The organism is Paraburkholderia diazotrophica (assembly GCF_900108945.1).
Taxonomy (GTDB): domain Bacteria; phylum Pseudomonadota; class Gammaproteobacteria; order Burkholderiales; family Burkholderiaceae; genus Paraburkholderia; species Paraburkholderia diazotrophica.
The window spans coordinates 174271-193760 of the sequence record NZ_FNYE01000011.1 but is presented as its reverse complement, the minus strand read 5'-3'; the positions used below and the strand labels follow the sequence as shown (position 1 = coordinate 193760).

Sequence of the window (19490 nt, the reverse complement as noted above, 5' to 3'; positions counted from 1 at the left end):
CACTTGCACTCCGAGTCCCCCGTGATGGAGAAAGACATGAAACGAGACGCCGTTTCCGCGCACAAGGACGCACCGAATGCCAACGGCCAGCAGCCAATGGTGCGGTTTGCCGGCGTCACGAAGCGCTACGGTGCGCTCACCGTGCTCGACGAACTCGATCTGGACATTGCGCCCAACGAGAAGGTCGCCATCATCGGGCCGAGCGGCTCGGGCAAGTCGACGCTGCTGCGCGTGCTGATGACGCTCGACCCGTTGACGGGAGGCATGATCGAAGTCGACGGCGAGCCGTTGACTCACATGCGCAAGAACGGCGGGCTCGTGCCTGCATCGCCTGCGCATCTGCGGCGCGTGCGCAGCAAGATCGGCATGGTCTTTCAGAGCTTCAACCTGTTCCCGCACATGACGGCGCTCGCGAATACGATCGAAGCGCCGATGCAGGTGCTCGGGCTGTCGCGCAAGGAAGCGACGGACCGCTCGCGCGAACTGCTGTCGATGGTCGGGCTCGAGGACAAGTGCAATCACTATCCGTCGCAACTGTCGGGCGGTCAGCAGCAGCGCGTCGCGATTGCGCGGGCGCTCGCGATGCGTCCGAAAGTAATGCTGTTCGACGAAGTGACGTCCGCGCTCGACCCCGAGCTATGCGGCGAAGTGCTGAACGTGATTCGTCGGCTTGGCGCAGAACACAATCTGACGATGCTGATGGTCACGCACCAGATGGGCTTCGCACGTGAATTCGCGGACCGCGTGTGCTTCTTCTCGCAAGGCAAGATCATCGAGCAAGGGCCGCCGCAGCAATTCTTCACGTCGCCGCAACATGAACGCACGCAGCAGTTTCTGCGTGCGGTGCGCGAGGCCGTTTGACGTCTTGATCGCAGGCTTCGACGCGGCGTTCATGCAAGGTCGCGCTGAGCGCGCGCGTCAAGCCTGCCCTCTGCCGCCGCGCGCGAGTTCTTCGCCGCTGTTGTGCGGCAGCTTCGCCGTGACGGGGATAGAAGCCAGCGAGAACAGGCCGATTGCGAGAAACGCGGGCCAGAAGTCGGTCCACACGATGGTCGGATGGCCCTGCAGTTCGTGCGAGATTTGCAGCACGATCCCCGCAACCGTCACGCCAAGGCCCAGCGATATCTGCTGGACGACGCTCGCGACGCTCGTCGCGCGTCCGACGTCGCTGCTCGGAATGTCCGCATACGCGAGCGAGTTCAGCGACGTGAACTGCAGCGACGGAAAGATGCCGCCGAACAGCACGACACACCAGATCAACCCGTGCGGCGTATCCGGCGTGAACAGTGCATAGCTCGCGATCGCGCAGCCGGCGAGCAGCGCGTTGAACATCAGCACGCGTCGAAAGCCGAAGCGCGCGAGCACAGATGAAGCAATCGTCTTCATGAAGATCGAGCCGAACGCCGATGCGCACGTGATTGTGCCCGCAACGAACGGCGTCATGCCGAGCCCTTCCTGCAGCTTGAGCGGCAGCAGAAACGGCACGGCGCCAAGACCGATGCGAAAGAGCGAGCCGCCGACCACGCTCGCGTGAAAGCTCGGAATGCGCAGCAGCTTCAGGTCTAGCACCGGCCGCTCGACGCGGCCCGCGTAGCGCCAGTAGATCAACAGCAGTGCGGCGCCGAGCACGCACATCGTCAGAGAGACGCTGTTCGACACCAGTTCGCCGCCCACCAGCGACAACCCGAGCATGAAGAGCGACGCGCCGCTCGCGGACAAAGAAAAGCCCGTCCAGTCGAGCGGTCCCGGATGCGCTTCGCGCATGTTCGCGATGTGCCGGTTCGTGAGCCAGATGCCAAAGAGGCCGATCGGAATGTTGACGATGAAGATCAGCCGCCAGTGCAGATACGTCGTGATGAAGCCGCCGAGCGGCGGTCCAATCACGGGCCCGAGCAGCGCTGGCACGGTCAGATAGTTGACGGCACGGATGAAGTCCGACTTCGGCACCGAGCGGAAGATGATGATGCGTCCGACGGGCACCATCATCGCGCCGCCGATGCCTTGCACGAAACGCGCGGCGACAAAGAGCGGCAGGTTCGTCGAGGCGGCCGCCATCAGCGAGCCCGCCATGAAGATGCCGATTGCCGTGCGAAACACGGAACGCGGACCATAGCGGTCGGCGACCCAGCCGCACACGGGAATGAAGACGCCCAGGCCGATCACGTAGCTGGTGATCGCGAGCTTCAGCGTGATGGGATCGTGCCCGAGATCGCGGGCGAGAACCGGCAGGGATGTGACGAGTACCGTCGAATCGACGTTTTCCATGAACATCGCGCACGCGACGATCAACGGAACGATGAATGCGCCTATTGCCAGGGGCATGGTTGACGAGGCGACAACGGGGCGACCGTCGGCGTAAAGCCGCAATTATCGCATCGGCTCGACAAACGATGTTGCGACGCTTGCAGCAAAAGAAAATCGCGTGCCGGTTGCACGTGCACGCGATTCTTTACAGCGCTGTCTATGATGCCTGCCTAGCGCGCCGCGCCCACCAGCGGTTGCAGCATCGGCAGGATTTCCGCCGCCGCGCGCTCGACGTCGTTCTGGAAGTCGATCTCGATCCACGGCGCGCCCGTCACGTCCGCCGTGTCGAACACGTGGCTGCGTTCAAGCAGCAGATCGCGCACGGCTTCTTCGTGAGGCATGTTCGCGCGGCCACTGTCGACGTAGCCCGCGACGATCTCGGCAAAGCGCTTCGCCGTTTCTTCGCGCAGACGGAAGAAGCCGACCGATTCGCCGATCGTGTCGTAGTCGAGACCGACAGCCAGTTGCTTGCGCAGCTCGACAGGCACGCCGTTTTTCAGGCACAGCTTGACGGGCTCGTCGCCCGTTTCGAAATCGCGGTCGATGAGCAGACGGTTCGTGTGCTCGCCCGCGACCAGCGCGCTCAGGATGCGCTCGTCGTACAGCACGTCGGCGTCCATCAGCAGCACGTCGCCGCCGCGCGTCAGCGCCTCTGCGACGGTGTGCACGGTGAGCACACTGCCGAGGTCGAAGCGCGGGTTCAGCTTGATCTCGACCTTGTGCGGCCATTCGATCCGCTTCAGTTCGGCTTCGACCAGTTCCGGCTGGAAGCCGAGCGCGAGCACGACTTCATCGACGCCCGCCGCATCGAGCATCTGCAGATGACGCTCGAGCAGGGTCACGCCGTCGAAACGCAGCAGGCATTTGGGAAACTGTTCTCCGGCGGGTTGCTGGAGACGCAGGCCAAGACCTGCAGCAAGAATGATGGCGCGCATTCGCGGTCCTTTCCAAAGATATCAATCGACAGCGGGCAGACGCGTTGCGCGTCGCCGCTGCCAGCTACGTTCGCTGAAATGCAGATAGAGCAGGCCTGGCAAGCCGAGCAGCAGCTCGCGCGCGCGCTTCACCAGCGACAGCGCCAGCGCCGCTTCGGGCGGCAGGCCGACGAGCGGCGCGAGCAGCAGATAGCCGCCTTCCTGGATGCCCAGCGAGCCGGGAATCGCGAAGGCTGCGCCGCGGATCGCCTGGCCGAGGCTTTCGAGCAGCAGCGCGTCGATCCAGCCGACGGGATGCCCGAGAAAGCGCAGCGCGAGCCACACTTCCACCGTGCCGACGATCCAGCCCGCGAGGCTCAGCGCGAAGCTCGCGGCGACCTTGCCGCGCTCGCCATAGAGTTCGCGCACGGCGACATCGACGGCATCGGCGCGTGTCGTCAGCGACGACCAGTCGCGCTTGCCGAACACCTTCGACAGCACGCGCAGCGCCTTGCCGAACAGGCCGCGCCGCTGCGCCATATAGAAGCCGGCGATCAGCGCGCCGAGCACGCCCGTCGCGATCAGCGCGGCTGTCTGCAGGTCGTGCATCGCGCCGTGCGCCGCCGATGCGCCGAACAGCAGCAAGCCGAGCATTGCGAACACGATCTGCGCGAGCGCCTGCAACGTCGTGCTGACGGTGACGGCCGCGGCGGCATCGCGCATGCGCAGACCGCGTTGCGACAGTTGGCGCACCATCATCACCGGCCCGCCGATCTGACCGGCCGGCAACAGGCTGTTCACCGATTCGCCGATCCAGCGCGCGAACACTGCGTCGCGCCCGGTGACGTGCTTCGCGTTCCTGTCGAACATCACGGAGATCGCGCCTGCGTCGAGCACGAGCGGCAGCAGATGGAACGCGGCGACGAGCGCGAGGCCCCAGCCCGCCGCCATCAGCGTCGACACGACGGGGCCGAAGCCCTGCCACGCGAGCAATGCGACGAACAGCGCGCCGCCGATCGTCAGCAGGATCATCGCCGCGCGCGTCACACACCTTCTCCCTTGGCATTGCGGCGCGCGAACTGGCTAAACACCTGGCGGAAGCCGAAGTACGCGATCGCGTCCTTCAGATTCGAAATTACGCGGCGCCACGGGCGCATGTTCGGGTCGGTCACGTATTCGAACGTCAGCGACACGCGCATTTCGTTGTCGAGCGCGGGCGTGATGCGGTGACGCAGCTTGTCGCCGTCGAAGAACACGAGGCCGCCCGGCGGAATCTGCACCGAACCAGGCACATCGGCCTTATCGGGATTGCGCGTGTGCAGCTCGTAGTCGAGGCGGCACGACGATTCGTCGATCACGCCGAGCAGCAGCGTATAGCGGCGCCCGTCGTAGTACGACGTGTCGTAGTGCCAGCCGATATGGTCGCCGGGCTTCGTGTAGTAGTAGAGCGCGTACGCGTGCGGATCGTCGGCCGGCGACAGTTGCAGCTTGTCGCCCGTCAGATGCTCGAGCCAGCCGATCAGCTCCTTCGAGCGATAAAGCTGCGCGATGAACGGCGCGAGACGGTCGATCGTATGACGGCTGACGCTGCCGCCCTGCTTGTGCCCCGGCAGATAGTTGCGGTTCACTTCGGGCAGCAGCGCGCGCGCGGCTGCGATTAGTTGCGCCGTCACTTCCGGCGCGAGGAAATCTTCGAGGTACAGAAACGCGCTTTGAACGTCGAAATCCTTGCGCAGTTGCGCGTTATCGAACGTGCGGATGCGGCTCGCGACGGCGCGATCCGCATCGGGCGCGCCATTCGCGGACGTCGAAGCAGCCCCGGAAACAGCAGAAGCCGGCGCGAGGCCGGCATTGTTCAGCGAGTTGGATGTGGTCACGTGTTCTTCTGCGGGTGTGCTCATCGGCTCACCCATGCCTGACTGGTTTCTTGCGCCGAGCGCGATCGGCGCACGACGCGACGGTAGTCGATCACCACATACGCGGCAAAGAGCGGCGCGCCGATCGACGCGGCCACGAGAAACGGCGCGACGCCGTCCGTCAGCGTGACGAGGGGCAGCAGATACAGAATGTCTTCCGTCTCGAAGCCGCCGACGGATGCCTGTCTGGTGCCCGCCTTGCCGGCCATCTCCTCGATGCGCATGCGCAGGAAGAAGATCAGCGCAACCGCAATGCCCGCGATCGTGCCGAGCAGGAACGGCGGCACGGCAAGGCCGATCAGATTGCCGACTTGCGATGACGTCATCCCGTAGCCCATGCCCGCAAACAGCAGCACGGTGACGAGCGCATCGCAGGCGAGGTCGTAAAAATGACCGATGCGGCTCGATTTGCCGCTGACGCGTGCAAGCTCGCCATCCGTGTGATCGACGAAGTTCGACAGCACGATCAGAAACGCGCCGACGTTGGTCCACGCAAAACCGCCGCGCGCCAATGCAAGGCCGCCTGCGAGACCGATCAGCAGGCGGACGGTCGTCAGATGATTGGGCGTAACGGGTGTATCGACGAGCGGCATGATGAGCCGCCGGGCGAGCCGGGCATCCCACATTTTGGGCGGCAGGACATTCCGGGGAGGATTGGATTGCGAAGTCATAACCCGGAAATATATACGGGATCGCGATTTCTTGCCTCGGTCGCTCACAATAATGTTGCTTTTCAATGACCTACCCGTGGATGACCTGACAGCACGAATTATCGAACGCAGGTAGAGTGCGCGTCTGTCGCGCAGGAGTTACCGGGTTTTATCGCGTTTGCCGCGTGGCGTGCGTTTGCCCGTGCGTTTGCTGGTTATGTACTCGTTATTTTGATTCGCCTCGCGTGAATCGCCGTTGCTTTTCCCTCTTGCTATTTCATTTGAAGTAGTCGTCCGCGCGCGAGCCGTTGCGCGGACTTCGTGTCGATACCATGAAACGCTTTTCTGTCCATCCTGTTCTGTTTGCGCTGATGTTGTCGGCGCTACCGTTCGCCGCGCGCGCCGCGTCGCTCGATGCCGCGCTCGCTTGCGACGAATCGGCGCACAAATTCATCGCCGACCTCGCCGCCCAGCAACTGATCGATCCGAAGCCGATGCGCGTCGAGAGCAACTCGATCAACGCGTTTAGTCCCGTGCGCGGCGCAAACCTGAACGCGTATGGCTTCAGTGTGTTCGCCGTCGTCGGATACGAACAGGGCGATCCCATCTTTCGCGTCGGCAACGGCGAGCCGCTGGCGAAGTCGGCTTATGGCGCCGTCGTCTGGGGCAGCGACGAGAAGGTGCAAGCCGCCGTCACCGCAGCGGGCAGCACGGCCATCGTCCATCACGTTGCGCCGCATGTGACGGCGATTTTTTGCAAGCGGAGTTAGGTTAAGGCGCTTGCGGTTCCCTATTGCCTGGCGCATGCAAAGCGCGCCGGTTATCAACACTTTTCGTGGGTAAGGCTGTGAGTAACCTGCGCATGAATGCGACAAGTCGTTGATGTGGCTAGGAATGTGTGGACTGCATGCGTCTGCGCTTTCGTCATCTGTCGACGGGCCTGTGCAGCGTGTATTGGCAGTGAGGTTGTCCACACTTTCTGTTCAAAAGGCTGTGAGTAACCTGGGCAAGACCCAGACAAGTCATTGATGCGACTCGAATTGCGCACGATGCACGCGCCGTCTCTTCAGTGACGCCCCCCTCGCCCGTGCCCAACCGTAACGCGAGCGTTGTCCACAGAATTCGTGGGTAACGATGTGGACAACCTGAGCACACGCCGCGTAAGTACCGGGCGCGAAAGAGAAATCGATGCGCGTTGCGGATCGATGCAATAAGACGATGCAACAGGTCCACGCATTGAGTCGATGCCCCAGGGAATGCAATACGTCCGATCTGGTCGGCTAAAATCTCCGGATCATTCATGCACGGCCTTCGACCCACAGCCGATGCGCCCGACCACCGGAGACTCCTATGCCCTACGATCAGCAGAACCCGTTTGCCCGTATCCTGCGCGATGAACTGCCGTCGATCCGCATCTATGAAGACGAGCACACCGTCGCGTTCATGGACATCATGCCGCAGGCCGAAGGTCACGTACTGGTTCTGCCGAAAGAGCCCGCCGCCGAACTCTTCGAACTGTCCGAGGACGCAACGGCCGCCGCGATCCGCACGACGCGCAAGGTAGCCATCGCCGTGAAGGCCGCGCTCAATCCGCCCGGAATGATGATCGCGCAACTGAACGGCGCCGCTTCCGGACAGACCGTGCCTCACGTGCACTTCCACGTGATTCCGCGCCACGACGGCATCCCGCTCAAGATTCACGCGGCCGAACGCGCCGACCTCGATGAATTGCGCGCGCTGGCCGAGCGCATCAGGACGGAGCTGGGCAAGAACGCGTCCGCCTGAGCGCAACTAGAACGATATAGATCGGATATCAAGCGGCGTCAGCCCGGCCGGCGAAATTCGTTCTCGACCCACGACGCTGCGCTCGCTCTGCTGAGCTTGAAGGTCGGCGCGACTTTGACTTGCGCCAGTTGCTCGCCGAGTGCGTCGAATGCGGTGAGCAACGCATAGGGGTCGTCCTCGTCGGGGACGATGTCGAGCGTGACTTCGACGCTCCCATCACCCGATTCCACCGTCAGCCGCTTGTGCAACTGCGCGTGCAGTTGCTGCTCATGCCGGCGCAGCACTTCCGATGCCGTCTTCACCAGCGTATTGAAAGCGGCAACATCGAGCGGCTTGGGATTCTTCTTGTCGCGGCCCATCGTCCATGGGCCCACCAGCGCAGGCTCCGCCTCGCCGTCCTTGATCATCTCGACGGCCCAGCCGTCGTCGTCTTCATTCTTGATGATGCGCGCGGTCCAGCCGTTGTCGCACCACAGACGGTCTTCATGCACGGCTTCGGATGCGTTGCCAGCGTCGGATTCGGGAAGAAGCGTATCGGTCATTGCGGGGAGGCTCGCGTTTCGTCAGGCGCCATCAGTGATTTCGGCGCGAAGGCATGCATTCTACCCGCGCATGCCGTCGCAAATCCGGCCAATGGCCATGCCTATAACGACAGGACAAGAAAACGACATCAATTCACGGTGCAAAAGGTTCAAATAAACTCACTATCGATTTGCGAAATAGTCTATTGCCGTTTATTCAAACGACCTTGGCTCCTATTTGAATCAGCCCAAAAAAAGCGGCCCGGAGGCCGCATAAAAAAGATGAAAAAGACAACCCTTGGTCGAAGGGGTAAAGGGATTCTATAAGTTACACCTACCCGGTTCGAGCCCATTCGCTGGAACAGTACCTTTCCAGAAATCGCATGAATCGATGCTTGCGGATATCGCCGAAGACAGCTTACAACCGGGTTAACCTGGTAGATCTCCCTTTCATCGTCGCGTCAGCGCAACAATCGACTGATTGACAATACCCAGCCCGATACTCAGCGGCTTCAGAAAACCGTTTAAACAAAAATACTTAGCGGCGTTAATTCGTCTATTCCCGATTCTGGAAGGTATTGTTGCACCGGATGGAAATAAGCAAATGCACATCGGTAATACACTTCGCTCCGGATCGACAGCACGCATTGCAGCACGTGTTCTGTATTGCGATCTCCACGCAAAGTCTCGGAGTAATAAAGCATGAAAAAAAACCTTATCGTCGCGGGCATTCTCGGTGCATTCGCAGCAACGGCCAACGCGCAAAGCAGCGTGACGCTGTACGGCACGCTGGACGCCGGCCTCGTCTACACGAACAACCAGGCGGGTCACAGCAACTGGCAGCAAGGTAGCGGCACGGTCTCGGATACGTACTTCGGCCTGCGCGGCAGCGAAGACCTGGGTAACGGCCTGCATGCGATCTTCACGTTGGAAAACGGCTTCGATCTGAACAACGGCCACCTGAAGGAAAACAACACGCTGTTCAACCGTCAGGCTTACGTCGGCCTGCAGAGCAACCAGTTCGGCACGCTAACCCTCGGCCGCCAGTACGACTCGATGGTCGACTACCTGGCGCCGCTGTCGGCAGCAGGTTCGGGCTTCGGCAACAACCTGGCCGGCCACCCGTTCGACAACGACAACCTCGACAACTCGTTCTCGATCAAGAACGCAGTCAAGTACACGAGCGCGAACTACGCTGGTCTGCAATTCGGCGGCCTCTATGGCTTCTCGAACGAAGCTAACGGCTTCGCGGACAACCGGGCATGGAGCGCGGGCGCTTCGTACAAGAACGGTCCGTTGAACATCGCGGCGGCTTACCTGCAACTGAACAACGCGGGCAGCAACAACACCAACGGCGCGATCTCGGCAGGCCAGGGCGGCGCAGCGCAGCTGGCGGCACAGACGCAACGCTCGTATGGCGTCGGCGCGAACTACACGTATGGTCCCGCAACCGTCGGCCTGCTGTGGACACACACGCAACTCGACAACCTCCAGAGCGCGAACGTCGGCGGCACGTTCATCAACGGTCTGGCAGGCACGAACCTGCACATGGACAACTACGAAGTGAACGGCCGCTATGAACTGACGCCTGCTCTCGCACTCGCCGCTGCGTACACGTTCACGGACGGCAAGGTGTCGGGTTCGAACGGCTCGGGCTCGCCGAAGTGGCACACGGTTTCGCTGCAAGGCGACTACTCGCTGAGCAAGCGCACCGACGTGTACCTGGAAGGCGTCTACCAGCACGCTTCGGGCAACCTCGGCAACTTCGGCGAGAACGTCGCGGCGATCAACACGCTGACGCCGTCGTCGACGCAAAACCAGACTGCCGTGGCAGTGGGTCTGCGTCACCGCTTCTAAGCAGGTATTCGCGAGGGGGAGGCGAAAGCCGGCTCCGTCGTCGACGGCAAACGCGCGCGTGCAGTCCGACGCGCGCGTTTTTTATTGCCACGCGAAAGCATGCGCCGATCGCCCTGGCCGCGTTTCGCTTCGATGCAATTTCTAACACGATGTGGCAATTGCACGCGACTCGCGTGGCTATACTTCGACGTGAGCCGTTTGCAATCGTCGAAGGATCATTCGATGCACGGACGTTGAATCAACGTTGTGACGACGCAAGCGGTCTCGTCGCGACGCATTGCATCCCGCTTGCGCCCTACGATCCCGCCGCATGGAGACGCCGACGACATCATCATGAAACGACTCATTCTTCTCGCCCCATTGGCCGTTCTCGCTGCATGCGGATCGTCGCGCGGCCCTGAATCCGGCGCTTCAACCGAACCGATGGTCTATGCGTCGTCGGCGCGGCCCGCATCTGAAATCGCGCGATGCCTCGACAGCCGTCTGTCGCGCGTGCATGTTTTGAAGAACAATGGCGTAACCGATCTGACGATCGGCTCTTCGTCGAACAGTTCGTATTTCATTTCATTGACGCCTTCAGGTCACGGCTCGGTCATCAAGGTCGTGCGCGGCACGGGCGACGATCCGCCTGAAGAAGAACTGCGCTTTGCAATCGCGCGCTGCACGACCTGATGTGTAAGTCTTCGTAACAGCACGCCCCACGCAAGAGCCCGCGAGAATCGCGGGCTATTTTTTTGCGCATGCTTCTGCGAAGATGGCCGCCCGTGTTTTACCGCGTCGTGCATCGGCGCGCGATATCAATGGCATCGAGCAACGCACATCACGCGACGGGTTGGGCGGCGGGAGCGATCTCCGCTGCACTGGCCGCGCGTTACGGGTACCGCGGCCCTTTTCATGTGTGGATCTGGCTGGCGTTTGCAGCGGGGCTCGCCGGCGCGACAGCGCCCGACTGGCTCGAAGTGGCGTGGTGGTCACGCAAGCGGCGTCTCTGGATCACGCATCGCACGGCGACGCATTGGGGTGTCGGCTGGATCGCGATGCTGTTCTTTTCGTGGCATGCGATGCCGCATCATCCTGCCGCGGCCGTCGCGTTTGGATTCGCTTGCGGCGGCGTGATGCATTTGCTCGCGGACTGGCCGAATCCTTTGGGCGTGCCCTGGCTCCTCGGACGTCATTCGCTGAATCTGTGGAATAGCGGGCATTGCGATCTGATTGTTGTCGCCGCGTCCTGGGCAGGGGCGTGGTTCGTGGTGTCTCATGTGTGGATGCAGGGCGCTGGGCCGCTGGGCTTGCTGAAGCATCTGTTCTAGCTTGCTACCGCAGACACCGCCATCATCATCGACGCAACCGTCACACGACGTTCTTCTCCACGAACGGCCGGTTCTCCAGCACACGATCGAAGCCAAGCGCCGACAAATCGAGCGTCACATAGCGCCCGTGCAAAATGAGTTCGCTGACGCCGCGTCCCGTAGCCGGTCCCTGCTGCAATCCGTGCCCGCTGAAGCCATTGGCGAAAATGCAGTTATCGACATCGGGATGATGTCCGATGATCGCGTTCTGATCGAACACGTTGTACTCGTAGTACCCGGACCAGCAATGCTCGACGCGCAACGCCTCGAACTGCGGCACACGATGTGCGAGCGTCGGCCAGATCACGTCGTCGAACAGCGCGTGATCGACTTCGTCGAGCGGCAGATCGTCGGGGTCCTTGTCGGGCGAAGGCGAAGTCCCGCAAATGAACGTCGCGCCCTCGGGACGAAAGTACACGCCCGTCGGGTCGATCAGCAGCGGACAGCGTTCGAGCCTCGCCGGCGAACTCACGTTGAAGATACTGCGGCGCCGCGCGAACACAGGAATGTCGATGCCCGCCATCGACGCCACGCGCCGCGCCCACGCACCCGCCGCGTTCACGATGACATCGCACGCATACGTCTCGCCGCGTGAGGTTACGACGCCCGTGATGCGGCGGCCTTCGCGATTCAACGCTGTTACGTCGTCGGCGATATAGCGCGCGCCGAGCGCCTGCGCCTTCTTGCGCAGCGCCTGAACGAGGCCGTAGCCGTCGAACCAGCCCTCGCCCGATTCGCCGAATGCGCCCGCGCTCAGATCGTCCGTGTTGAGCCACGGAAAGCGCGCGCCGAGCGAACGCTTGTCGAGCAGCGTGATATCGGCGCCAAGGCGCTTTTGCAGCGCATGGTTCTCGCGCAGCGTCGCCTCGCCGGAAGGTGTCGCGAGAAACAGATAGCCGCCTTCGTGCAGATCGATCGAAGGCTTCGCGCCGTCGACCTTCAGCCGCTCGCCGATCGATCGCAGGAACTCGATGCCATACAGCGACATCTGGATCGACAGCGGCGTCGAGAACTGCTGCCGGATCGATGCCGCCGACAGCGCCGACGACGACCGCGTATAAGCGGGATCGCGTTCGATCACCGTCACGCTGACCGTCGGGTCCGACAGCCGCAAGAAATAAGCGATCGAACTGCCGATCACGCCTCCACCGACAACGACGACTTTCGAACTCACATGCCACTCCAGACGAAGCGGGTCAGCGGACATCGAATGCAAAAGTCCGCGACGAATTGAAGAATGCGAGGCAGCTTAAGTACGAGAAGCGGCGCGCAGTATGAACACGCGCCGCCCTTCACGATCAGCCGAGATTGAAGTCGATGCCTTGAGCGAGCGGCAGTGCCGACGAATAGTTGACGGTGTTCGTCGCGCGTCGCATGTAGGCCTTCCACGCATCCGAGCCCGATTCGCGTCCGCCGCCCGTTTCCTTCTCGCCGCCGAACGCGCCGCCGATTTCCGCGCCGCTCGGTCCGATGTTCACGTTCGCGATGCCGCAATCGCTGCCCGAGTCCGACGTGAAGCGCTCGGCTTCGCGCAGGTCGGTCGTGAACACACACGACGACAGCCCGTGATGCGCCGCGTTGTTCGCCGCGATCGCATCGTCGAAGTCCTTGTAGCGCAGCACGTAGAGAATCGGCGCAAAGGTCTCCTTGAGCACGACGGCCGTTTGCGACGGCATTTCGACGAGCGCGGGACGCACGTAATAGCCGCCCTCATAGCCCTTCACTTCGACGCGCTCGCCGCCGAACACCTTGCCGCCTTCGGCCGCCGCCTGTTGCAGCGCTTCCTGCATGCGCGCGAACGACTGCTTGTCGATCAGCGGCCCCATCAGCGTGCCCTTTTCGAGCGGATTGCCGATCGGCACTTTCGCGTAAAGCTGCTTCAGCCGCTCGACGGTCTGCTCGTACACGCTCTCGTGCACGAACAGGCGCCGCAGCGACGTGCAACGCTGCCCCGCCGTGCCGACCGCCGAGAACAGGATGCCGCGCAGCGCGAGTTCCTGGTCCGCCGTCTGCGTGACGATGCCCGCGTTGTTGCCGCCGAGTTCGAGCAGCGAGCGGCCAAAGCGCTTCGCCACTTCGACGCCGACCGTGCGGCCCATTTCCGTGCTGCCCGTCGCGCTGACGATCGACGCGCGCGGGTCCGCGACCAGCTTCGCACCGACATCGCGCCCGCCAATGACGACGGTCGTGAGGCCCGCGGGCGCATCGCCGAATTCCTTCAGTGCCTCGTCAAGGATGTGGTTGACGGCGAGCGCCGTCAGCGGCGTCTTCTCGGACGGCTTCCAGACCACGGCATTGCCGCACACGAGCGCGAGCGCCGCATTCCACGACCACACGGCCGCCGGGAAATTGAACGCCGAAATGACGACGCAGGTGCCCATCGGATGCCACGTTTCGGCCATCCTGTGACCGGGGCGCTCCGAAGCGATCGTGAGGCCGTACAACTGGCGCGACAGGCCGACGGCGAAATCGCAGATGTCGATCATCTCCTGCACCTCGCCGAGACCTTCCTGGAGGATCTTGCCCGTCTCCAGCGTGATGATGCTGCCGAGCGCCTGCTTCTTCTCGCGCAGCTTCTGCCCGAGGATGCGCACGAGTTCGCCGCGGCGGGGCGCGGGAACGTTGCGCCACTGCTCGAATGCCTGCTTCGCGTTGGCCAGCAACGTATCGACTTCCGCCGCTGTGCGGCTCGCCACGCGGCCGATGAGCTCGCCCATGATGGGGGAATGGACGGCGATATCGCCTGCTTGCGCCGCGTTTGCAATGCCGAGATCGGCAAGGATGCTCGATGCGTTCATCTGGATTCCCTTGATTTCCGATACGAAACAAAAGTAAGTCTGGAAACTATACACGCCGCGATTTCTGGCGACAAGCGGCGCTGCGACACGTTCTTGCGGGATTTCGTGCGTTCATAAAACAGGGGAAATATGAGGGTTTTTCCCGAGTTTTCGTGTCGCGCGCTTTTCGGCGCGAATGGTGCTCAGGCACACTGTCCGGGTTCGTTTCAGATCGGAAATTCGTCGGCACGCCCGTACTTGCCGCCGGCCGGGAAAGGGTGCGCGGGCATACGGATGTTATGATCGGAAACAGCACCCGAAACGGCCCGAAAGCGCCACGCCGCATTGTCATTCACGCTCATGGACACCTCACTCACCAAGTCGCCCGAAAGCTCGACGTCGGACCTCGGCCGGCGTGTGCGTGCCGCTCGGCTCGCGCACGATCTGACGCTCGAAACGGCCAGCCGTTTGTGCGGCGTGTCGCGCTCCACGTTGTCGAAAATCGAAAACGGCCTGATGTCGCCCACTTTCGACGTGCTGCAAAAAATCGTCGTGGGCCTGAAGATCGATCTCGGCGAACTCTTCGGCTCGACGCCGAAGGTCAACGCGAGCGGCCGGCGCGCGCTCACGCGCAAGGACGCGGGCCAGCGTCACGCGTATCGCGGCTATCAGATGGAACTGCTGGCGACGGACCTCGCGCACAAGGCGATGCTGCCGTTTCGCATCCGCATCACGGCGCACACGCTCGACGCCTTCGACGACTGGGGCCGCCACGAAGGCGAAGAGTTTCTGTATGTGATCAGCGGCAGCGTGTGCCTGTATTCGGAGCTGTATGCGCCGACGCATCTGAACGCGGGCGACAGCCTCTATTTCGACAGCCGCACCGGCCACGCGGCTGTTTCGACGAGCGAAGAAGACGCCGAAGTGCTGTGGATGGCGACGAACGCCGATCTGCCGCATGCGGGCAAGGGCAGCAATACGTCAAAGAAATAAAACGCGGCAGGGCCGCTCATGAAGCCGCGCGCGCCTGCGCAAGCGCGCTGAGATTACCTTCGCCGAAACCGTGATGGCCTTTGCGCTGCACGATTTCAAAGAAGATTTCCCCTTCGCGCCGCAGTACGAAAGTCTGGAAGAACAGTTGCGGCACGCCGTCCGCGCCGATCTCGCCATCGACGAGAATCCGGCCTCGCTTGAGCCGCTCGATATCGAGCCCATGCCCCGGCAAGCGCGCGTCGATCCGATCATAGTAGCGCGCCGGCGGCTCCACGAGTTCGATGCCGTTCGCGAGCAACCGGTCGACGCACGCGAAGATATCGTCGGTGGCGAGCGCGATGTGCTGCACGCCTTCGCCCGGATGATCGGGCAGATACTCGTGCATCAGGCTCGTGCGCGGCGTGCCTTCCTCGTAGAGCGGAATGCGGATCGCGCCGCACGGCGACACCATCACGCGCGATTCGGCTGACACATGCCAGTTCGCATGCAGCTCGTGAATCTCGCGGAAGTTGAGCAGATCGCGATAGAAGTCGAGCCATTCCTGCATGCGGCCCGCGCCGACTGTTTGCGTCAGATGATCGACGGCGACGAGGCCCATGCCGGCGTGGCTCAGATCGGCCTGCGCAGTGGCGACTTCGATCGGACGAAAATCGATATCGAAGATGGAAATGTCGCCGAGGCCGCCCTTCTGGCCGCCGCGTCCGCGCCAGCGGTCGACGAAATAAATGTGCGAATCGCCGATGCCCTGTATGGCCGGGATGACGAGCTCACCCTTGCCGACGCGCTCGCCTTCGAATGCCCATGCGCCCAGTTCGATGGCGCGATCGTAAGCGCGCTGCGCATCGGCGACGCGAATGCCAATCGCGCAAATGCCCACGCCGTATTCCTCCGCGTAACGCTCGGCGAACGAATCCGGCTCGGCGTTCAGCAGGAAATTCATGTCGGCCTGGCGGAACAGCGTCACGTCCTTGCTGATGTGACGCGCGATCGGCTTGAAGCCGAGCTTTACGAAGGTATCGGCCAGCACCTGCGGATGGCGCGCGGCAAATTCGACAAACTCGATACCGGCCGTGCCGAGCGGATTGTGCTCCGGGTCCGCGACGGCCTTGAGCGCGTCGGTGGGGGTCGGCAGGTCGCTGGGCATGTGCGTCTCCATGGCTCGTGCTGGTTCAACTCGACAGACAAACGGATCAGGTTGTCGCGCCCCGTGTTTTACACCGCGCGCCGCCCCTCCCGCAAGCTCGATTTTGTACTAATTGGTTCAAAGATGCATCTCTAGCGCGGCGCTTTTGCGTTTTTTGCGTTGCGTCGCGGCTTCTCGCTCTTCCTCGCCGCTGTCTTGCCGCGCCGCTCGCTCCCGCGCGCAGTGCCCGCGGTGCCCGCCGCGCCCGCATTCCGATTGCGCACGAGACGCTCGCGCGCGACCTTGCGCACCGCGTCGATCAGCGCGCGGCCTACGGGCGTGGGCTGCGTGTCCGAACGCAGGATCAACCCGACGGGCTCCTCCGTGCCCGCAACGGGCAACGGCAACGGGACGAGCAAACCATGCGCCAGTTCGTATTCGATCGCGCTGCGGGGCACGAACCACACGGCATCGTTCTCGAGCGCGAGCGCGCGCCCCACCGACACCGACAGCACTTCGACGAACGACGACAGCGGCGGCACGGCCCACGCGCGCAGCAGGCTTTCCGCCGACTGCCGGATCAGCGTGCCGTACGGCGGCACGACGACGGGATAGCGATGCAATTGTGTCGCGGGCGATGCCGCGCCCGAAGCCATCGCATGCCCCACGCGCACGACGGCCACGAGCGGCTCGCTAAACAACTGCTCGAACGTGAGGCCCACCATCCGCTCGGGATCGGCGAGCCTGCCGACCGCGAATTCGATCGTGCCCGCCTTCAGGCGCTCGAGCAGTTCCGTATTCGAAGCCGTCTTGAGCCGCACGATCGCATTGGGCCACAGCTGCGCGAAAAGCCGCAGCACGGGCGGCACGAGCGACGTGGCAACCGTCGGCAGCACGCCGATATCGAGCGTCGCGGCGGCTTCGCCTTCCGCGCGCGCAAGCAGATCGACGCCCTGGCGCAGCGCGCTCACACACGCGCTCGCGTGCGGCATGAAAAGCAGCCCTTCGCGTGTCGGCACGGCGCCGTGGCGGCCCCGCTCGAAAAGGCGCACGCCGAGGATGTCTTCGAGTTCGGCGACCGTCTTCGACACGGCAGGCTGTGTGATCGACAGGCTCTCGGCCGCCTTCTGCACGCCGCCGAACTGCGCGACGGCCAGAAAACACTGCAGATGACGGAACTTGACGCGGCTGTCGGCGAGGCTGCGTTGCATAACGGATCGTTATACGAGACGGGAAAAAACGTCATTTTGCATAACTTCTTCGCTTCTATAAAGTCACGTCATCCACTACCCATAATCGAATCCCCAAGGAGACATCTGATGGACGATTCCAGTCTGAGTCCGCGCGACTTCGCTTCGCATCCCGCCTATGTCCATTCGCCGTATGGTTCGTCCGTCAAGCGCGGCCCGACGCGTCCGCTGATTCCGCTGAAGGAGCGGCTGCGTGACCAGCGCGTGCCCGTCTACGGCGCGGAAGATCTCGGTGCGCTCGATCACGATCTCACGCGCAATGCGGTGAAAAACGGCGAGCCGCTCGGCGAGCGCATCATCGTGACGGGACGCGTGCTCGACGATGGCGGCCGCCCGGTGCGCAACACGCTCGTCGAAGTGTGGCAGGCGAATGCCGCCGGCCGCTACGTGCACAAGAACGATCAACACGATGCGCCGCTCGATCCGAACTTCCTCGGCGCGGGCCGCTGCCTGACCGATAACGAAGGCCGCTACCGCTTCCTGACGATCAAGCCCGGTGCGTATCCGTGGGGCAATCACCCGAACGCATGGCGCCCGAATCACATTCACTTCTCGCTGTTCGGCGATTACTTCGGCTCGCGACTCGTCACGCAGATGTACTTCCCCGGCGATCCGCTCCTGCAATACGACCCGATCTTCCAGGGCACGCCCGAACAGGCCCGCGACCGGCTGATCTCGCGCTTCACGCTCGACGTGACGCAGGAAGGCTTCGCGCTCGGCTACGAATTCGACATCGTGCTGCGCGGCGCAAACGAAACCCCGATGGAGCGCTAAATCATGACGACGCTTAAAGAAACCCCTTCGCAAACGGTCGGACCGTACTTCGCATATGGCTTGTGCCCGCAGCAATACGATTTCGATTTCAAGAGCCTCTTCACGGGGACGTTGGCGGAACGCGAAGCAGCGGGCGAGCACATTACGCTCATCGGCCAGGTATTCGACGGCAACGGCGAGGTGATCGGCGATGCGATGCTCGAAGTGTCGCAAGTGGATAGCGAAGGACGCTATCCGCAATCGCGCGAGGAACTGGCAAAGACGGGCTTTCGCGGCTTTGCGCGCTTCGGCACGGGCACGGACCCGCACAAGCGCTTCATCATCGAGACGGTGAAGCCCGGCCGCGCATCGCCGGAAGAAGCGCCGCATCTGGACGTGATCCTGACGATGCGCGGCATGCTGCTGCACACGTTCACGCGCGTTTATTTCGACGACGAAGCCGCGGCGAACGGCAAGGACCCCGTGCTCGCAAGCGTTCCCGCAGAGCGCCGCGGGACGCTGATCGCAAAGCGCGAGGAGCGCGGCGGCAAGGTCGTGTATCGCTTCGACATTCACATGCAAGGCCCGAACGAAACAGTATTCTTCGACCTGTGACCTGTAATGCGGCGCACGCTGAATCGGCATCACGCGAGCCTTGCATGCATTCCATGCAAGGTTCATCGCGTATTCACAAATTGGCGTTAGGATGCGTTGCGCGAGTCAAATCGCGCAACGAAACTCCGAGCAGTATTTTCAAAGCCCGCTGCATTGCGGGCCTTTTTTCGTTTGAACGCTTCTGGGCTCGACGACGTGAGAGTCACGCTCAGACGCGGAAGTGCTCGATGTCCTGCCCTGCGTTGATCGCGCGCGTGAGCCAGTCGGGGCGCTCGCCCGTGCCGTCCCATTCGTGTCCAAAGGCATCGCGATATTTGGGTATCGCGGCATCGGCGATCAGCGCCGCTTCGAGCGCTTCGAGCGTGATGCCGAATTCGTCCATGCGGCGCCGAATCCACAAGATCAACCGTTCACGCGCTTGACCGTCGAGGTCGAGCGTCCGTTGTTCCTCTCGCTCTTTCATAACGTGCCGATAACGTTTAGAACGACGCGGCCTATAAGCTCGCGTCAAATAGATTAAAGGCCTCGCGCTTGCAGCGAAGCCTTAATACGACTCTGCCAATATTTACGGCCCGCAGATAATCGGCCCAGGCTAACTGATTTCCGGCCGAGTGAATGGTCGTGAAAACCCGCACGGTGAGTACTGGATCTCATCAACGGACCTTGAAGAGCCAAGGCCGGTT

Annotated in this window: 21 protein-coding genes; 9 read left to right on the top strand and 12 right to left on the bottom strand. The window is 62.5% G+C overall.

The annotated features are described in order from the left end of the window. Window positions 1-36: 36 nt before the first annotated feature. On the top strand, window positions 37-861 hold the full coding sequence (gene ehuA / locus BMW76_RS16610; RefSeq protein WP_090866944.1) for an ectoine/hydroxyectoine ABC transporter ATP-binding protein EhuA: 825 nt from the start codon (window positions 37-39) through the stop codon (window positions 859-861). Window positions 862-918: 57 nt separating this feature from the next. Here the strand turns inward: ehuA and BMW76_RS16605 are convergent, their stop codons facing one another. The 5 genes from BMW76_RS16605 to BMW76_RS16585 form a co-directional block, all read right to left on the bottom strand. Further along, window positions 919-2322: an MFS transporter gene (locus tag BMW76_RS16605; RefSeq protein ID WP_090866862.1), complete on the bottom strand. Its 1404-nt coding sequence runs from the start codon at window positions 2320-2322 to the stop codon at window positions 919-921. A gap of 152 nt (window positions 2323-2474) precedes the next feature. Next, window positions 2475-3239, bottom strand: coding sequence for a phosphocholine cytidylyltransferase family protein (locus BMW76_RS16600; protein WP_090866860.1), 765 nt, complete (start codon window positions 3237-3239; stop codon window positions 2475-2477). Between the two features lie 21 nt (window positions 3240-3260). Then, window positions 3261-4265 carry a flippase-like domain-containing protein gene (locus BMW76_RS16595; protein ID WP_090866858.1) on the bottom strand — a complete coding sequence of 335 codons (1005 nt, stop codon included), beginning with the start codon at window positions 4263-4265 and terminating at the stop codon, window positions 3261-3263. Beyond that, complete coding sequence (locus BMW76_RS16590) at window positions 4262-5119, bottom strand: HalD/BesD family halogenase (RefSeq protein WP_090866856.1); 858 nt, start codon at window positions 5117-5119, stop codon at window positions 4262-4264. Before BMW76_RS16590 ends, BMW76_RS16595 begins: the two co-directional genes overlap by 4 nt. Next, complete coding sequence (locus BMW76_RS16585) at window positions 5116-5805, bottom strand: CDP-alcohol phosphatidyltransferase family protein (protein WP_090866854.1); 690 nt, start codon at window positions 5803-5805, stop codon at window positions 5116-5118. Before BMW76_RS16585 ends, BMW76_RS16590 begins: the two co-directional genes overlap by 4 nt. Before the next feature lie 311 nt (window positions 5806-6116). Between BMW76_RS16585 and BMW76_RS16580 the strand changes: the two genes are divergently transcribed. Together BMW76_RS16580 and BMW76_RS16575 are read left to right on the top strand one after the other, a co-directional pair. After that, window positions 6117-6554, top strand: coding sequence for a hypothetical protein (locus BMW76_RS16580; protein WP_090866852.1), 438 nt, complete (start codon window positions 6117-6119; stop codon window positions 6552-6554). Window positions 6555-7134: 580 nt separating this feature from the next. After that, window positions 7135-7569, top strand: coding sequence for an HIT family protein (locus BMW76_RS16575; protein WP_090866850.1), 435 nt, complete (start codon window positions 7135-7137; stop codon window positions 7567-7569). Between the two features lie 38 nt (window positions 7570-7607). On the opposite strand, the gene BMW76_RS16570 is transcribed toward BMW76_RS16575, so the two are convergent. Continuing rightward, window positions 7608-8111 carry a hypothetical protein gene (locus tag BMW76_RS16570; protein WP_090866848.1) on the bottom strand — a complete coding sequence of 168 codons (504 nt, stop codon included), beginning with the start codon at window positions 8109-8111 and terminating at the stop codon, window positions 7608-7610. Window positions 8112-8792: 681 nt separating this feature from the next. Here BMW76_RS16570 and BMW76_RS16565 point away from each other — a divergent pair. From BMW76_RS16565 to BMW76_RS16555, 3 genes are all read left to right on the top strand, one after another. After that, a complete protein-coding gene (locus BMW76_RS16565; RefSeq protein WP_090866846.1) occupies window positions 8793-9947 on the top strand; it encodes a porin in 1155 nt (384 codons plus the stop codon). A gap of 333 nt (window positions 9948-10280) precedes the next feature. Next, on the top strand, window positions 10281-10619 hold the full coding sequence (locus BMW76_RS16560) for a sugar ABC transporter ATPase (RefSeq protein ID WP_090866942.1): 339 nt from the start codon (window positions 10281-10283) through the stop codon (window positions 10617-10619). Between the two features lie 128 nt (window positions 10620-10747). Further along, the gene (locus tag BMW76_RS16555; RefSeq protein WP_090866940.1) at window positions 10748-11257 is read left to right on the top strand and encodes a metal-dependent hydrolase; all 510 of its coding nucleotides are present in this window, start codon (window positions 10748-10750) and stop codon (window positions 11255-11257) included. Window positions 11258-11297: 40 nt separating this feature from the next. On the opposite strand, the gene BMW76_RS16550 is transcribed toward BMW76_RS16555, so the two are convergent. The 3 genes from BMW76_RS16550 to BMW76_RS42460 all read right to left on the bottom strand — a co-directional run bounded on the left by BMW76_RS16550 (window position 11298) and on the right by BMW76_RS42460 (window position 14435). Beyond that, window positions 11298-12470: an NAD(P)/FAD-dependent oxidoreductase gene (locus tag BMW76_RS16550; RefSeq protein WP_090866843.1), complete on the bottom strand. Its 1173-nt coding sequence runs from the start codon at window positions 12468-12470 to the stop codon at window positions 11298-11300. 124 nt (window positions 12471-12594) lie between these two features. Next, window positions 12595-14094 carry an L-piperidine-6-carboxylate dehydrogenase gene (gene amaB / locus BMW76_RS16545; RefSeq protein ID WP_090866841.1) on the bottom strand — a complete coding sequence of 500 codons (1500 nt, stop codon included), beginning with the start codon at window positions 14092-14094 and terminating at the stop codon, window positions 12595-12597. Window positions 14095-14300: 206 nt separating this feature from the next. Next, a complete protein-coding gene (locus BMW76_RS42460) occupies window positions 14301-14435 on the bottom strand; it encodes a hypothetical protein (RefSeq protein WP_281248525.1) in 135 nt (44 codons plus the stop codon). On the opposite strand from BMW76_RS42460, the gene BMW76_RS16540 reads away from it, so the two are divergent. Continuing rightward, complete coding sequence (locus BMW76_RS16540) at window positions 14434-15066, top strand: helix-turn-helix domain-containing protein (RefSeq protein WP_090866839.1); 633 nt, start codon at window positions 14434-14436, stop codon at window positions 15064-15066. The two genes, BMW76_RS42460 and BMW76_RS16540, sit on opposite strands and share 2 nt — an antisense overlap. Before the next feature lie 16 nt (window positions 15067-15082). On the opposite strand, the gene BMW76_RS16535 is transcribed toward BMW76_RS16540, so the two are convergent. Beyond that, window positions 15083-16210 carry a 4-hydroxyphenylpyruvate dioxygenase family protein gene (locus BMW76_RS16535; RefSeq protein WP_090866937.1) on the bottom strand — a complete coding sequence of 376 codons (1128 nt, stop codon included), beginning with the start codon at window positions 16208-16210 and terminating at the stop codon, window positions 15083-15085. A 131-nt stretch (window positions 16211-16341) separates the two neighbouring features. Then, window positions 16342-17400, bottom strand: a complete 1059-nt coding sequence (gene pcaQ, locus BMW76_RS16530) for a pca operon transcription factor PcaQ (RefSeq protein WP_090866837.1) — start codon at window positions 17398-17400, stop codon at window positions 16342-16344. A 108-nt stretch (window positions 17401-17508) separates the two neighbouring features. On the opposite strand from pcaQ, the gene pcaH reads away from it, so the two are divergent. Continuing rightward, the gene (pcaH, locus tag BMW76_RS16525; protein WP_090866836.1) at window positions 17509-18213 is read left to right on the top strand and encodes a protocatechuate 3,4-dioxygenase subunit beta; all 705 of its coding nucleotides are present in this window, start codon (window positions 17509-17511) and stop codon (window positions 18211-18213) included. 3 nt (window positions 18214-18216) lie between these two features. Next, complete coding sequence (gene pcaG / locus BMW76_RS16520) at window positions 18217-18807, top strand: protocatechuate 3,4-dioxygenase subunit alpha (RefSeq protein WP_090866834.1); 591 nt, start codon at window positions 18217-18219, stop codon at window positions 18805-18807. 208 nt (window positions 18808-19015) lie between these two features. Here the strand turns inward: pcaG and BMW76_RS16515 are convergent, their stop codons facing one another. Next, the gene (locus BMW76_RS16515; RefSeq protein WP_090866832.1) at window positions 19016-19270 is read right to left on the bottom strand and encodes an H-NS family nucleoid-associated regulatory protein; all 255 of its coding nucleotides are present in this window, start codon (window positions 19268-19270) and stop codon (window positions 19016-19018) included. Window positions 19271-19490 lie beyond the last annotated feature (220 nt).

Bases quoted from the DNA above. Each gene is read 5' to 3' on its own strand.
- amaB (WP_090866841.1), bottom strand. From the start codon at position 14,094: ATGAACGCATCGAGCATCCTTGCCGATCTCGGCATTGCAAACGCGGCG.
- BMW76_RS16555 (WP_090866940.1), top strand. From the start codon at position 10,748: ATGGCATCGAGCAACGCACATCACGCGACGGGTTGGGCGGCGGGAGCG.
- BMW76_RS16605 (WP_090866862.1), bottom strand. From the start codon at position 2,322: ATGCCCCTGGCAATAGGCGCATTCATCGTTCCGTTGATCGTCGCGTGC.
- BMW76_RS16515 (WP_090866832.1), bottom strand. From the start codon at position 19,270: ATGAAAGAGCGAGAGGAACAACGGACGCTCGACCTCGACGGTCAAGCG.
- BMW76_RS16560 (WP_090866942.1), top strand. From the start codon at position 10,281: ATGAAACGACTCATTCTTCTCGCCCCATTGGCCGTTCTCGCTGCATGC.
- pcaH (WP_090866836.1), top strand. From the start codon at position 17,509: ATGGACGATTCCAGTCTGAGTCCGCGCGACTTCGCTTCGCATCCCGCC.
- BMW76_RS16575 (WP_090866850.1), top strand. From the start codon at position 7,135: ATGCCCTACGATCAGCAGAACCCGTTTGCCCGTATCCTGCGCGATGAA.
- ehuA (WP_090866944.1), top strand. From the start codon at position 37: ATGAAACGAGACGCCGTTTCCGCGCACAAGGACGCACCGAATGCCAAC.
- BMW76_RS16590 (WP_090866856.1), bottom strand. From the start codon at position 5,119: ATGAGCACACCCGCAGAAGAACACGTGACCACATCCAACTCGCTGAAC.
- BMW76_RS16540 (WP_090866839.1), top strand. From the start codon at position 14,434: ATGGACACCTCACTCACCAAGTCGCCCGAAAGCTCGACGTCGGACCTC.
- BMW76_RS16600 (WP_090866860.1), bottom strand. From the start codon at position 3,239: ATGCGCGCCATCATTCTTGCTGCAGGTCTTGGCCTGCGTCTCCAGCAA.
- BMW76_RS16565 (WP_090866846.1), top strand. From the start codon at position 8,793: ATGAAAAAAAACCTTATCGTCGCGGGCATTCTCGGTGCATTCGCAGCA.
- pcaG (WP_090866834.1), top strand. From the start codon at position 18,217: ATGACGACGCTTAAAGAAACCCCTTCGCAAACGGTCGGACCGTACTTC.
- BMW76_RS16580 (WP_090866852.1), top strand. From the start codon at position 6,117: ATGAAACGCTTTTCTGTCCATCCTGTTCTGTTTGCGCTGATGTTGTCG.
- pcaQ (WP_090866837.1), bottom strand. From the start codon at position 17,400: ATGCAACGCAGCCTCGCCGACAGCCGCGTCAAGTTCCGTCATCTGCAG.
- BMW76_RS42460 (WP_281248525.1), bottom strand. From the start codon at position 14,435: ATGAGCGTGAATGACAATGCGGCGTGGCGCTTTCGGGCCGTTTCGGGT.
- BMW76_RS16535 (WP_090866937.1), bottom strand. From the start codon at position 16,210: ATGCCCAGCGACCTGCCGACCCCCACCGACGCGCTCAAGGCCGTCGCG.
- BMW76_RS16570 (WP_090866848.1), bottom strand. From the start codon at position 8,111: ATGACCGATACGCTTCTTCCCGAATCCGACGCTGGCAACGCATCCGAA.
- BMW76_RS16585 (WP_090866854.1), bottom strand. From the start codon at position 5,805: ATGACTTCGCAATCCAATCCTCCCCGGAATGTCCTGCCGCCCAAAATG.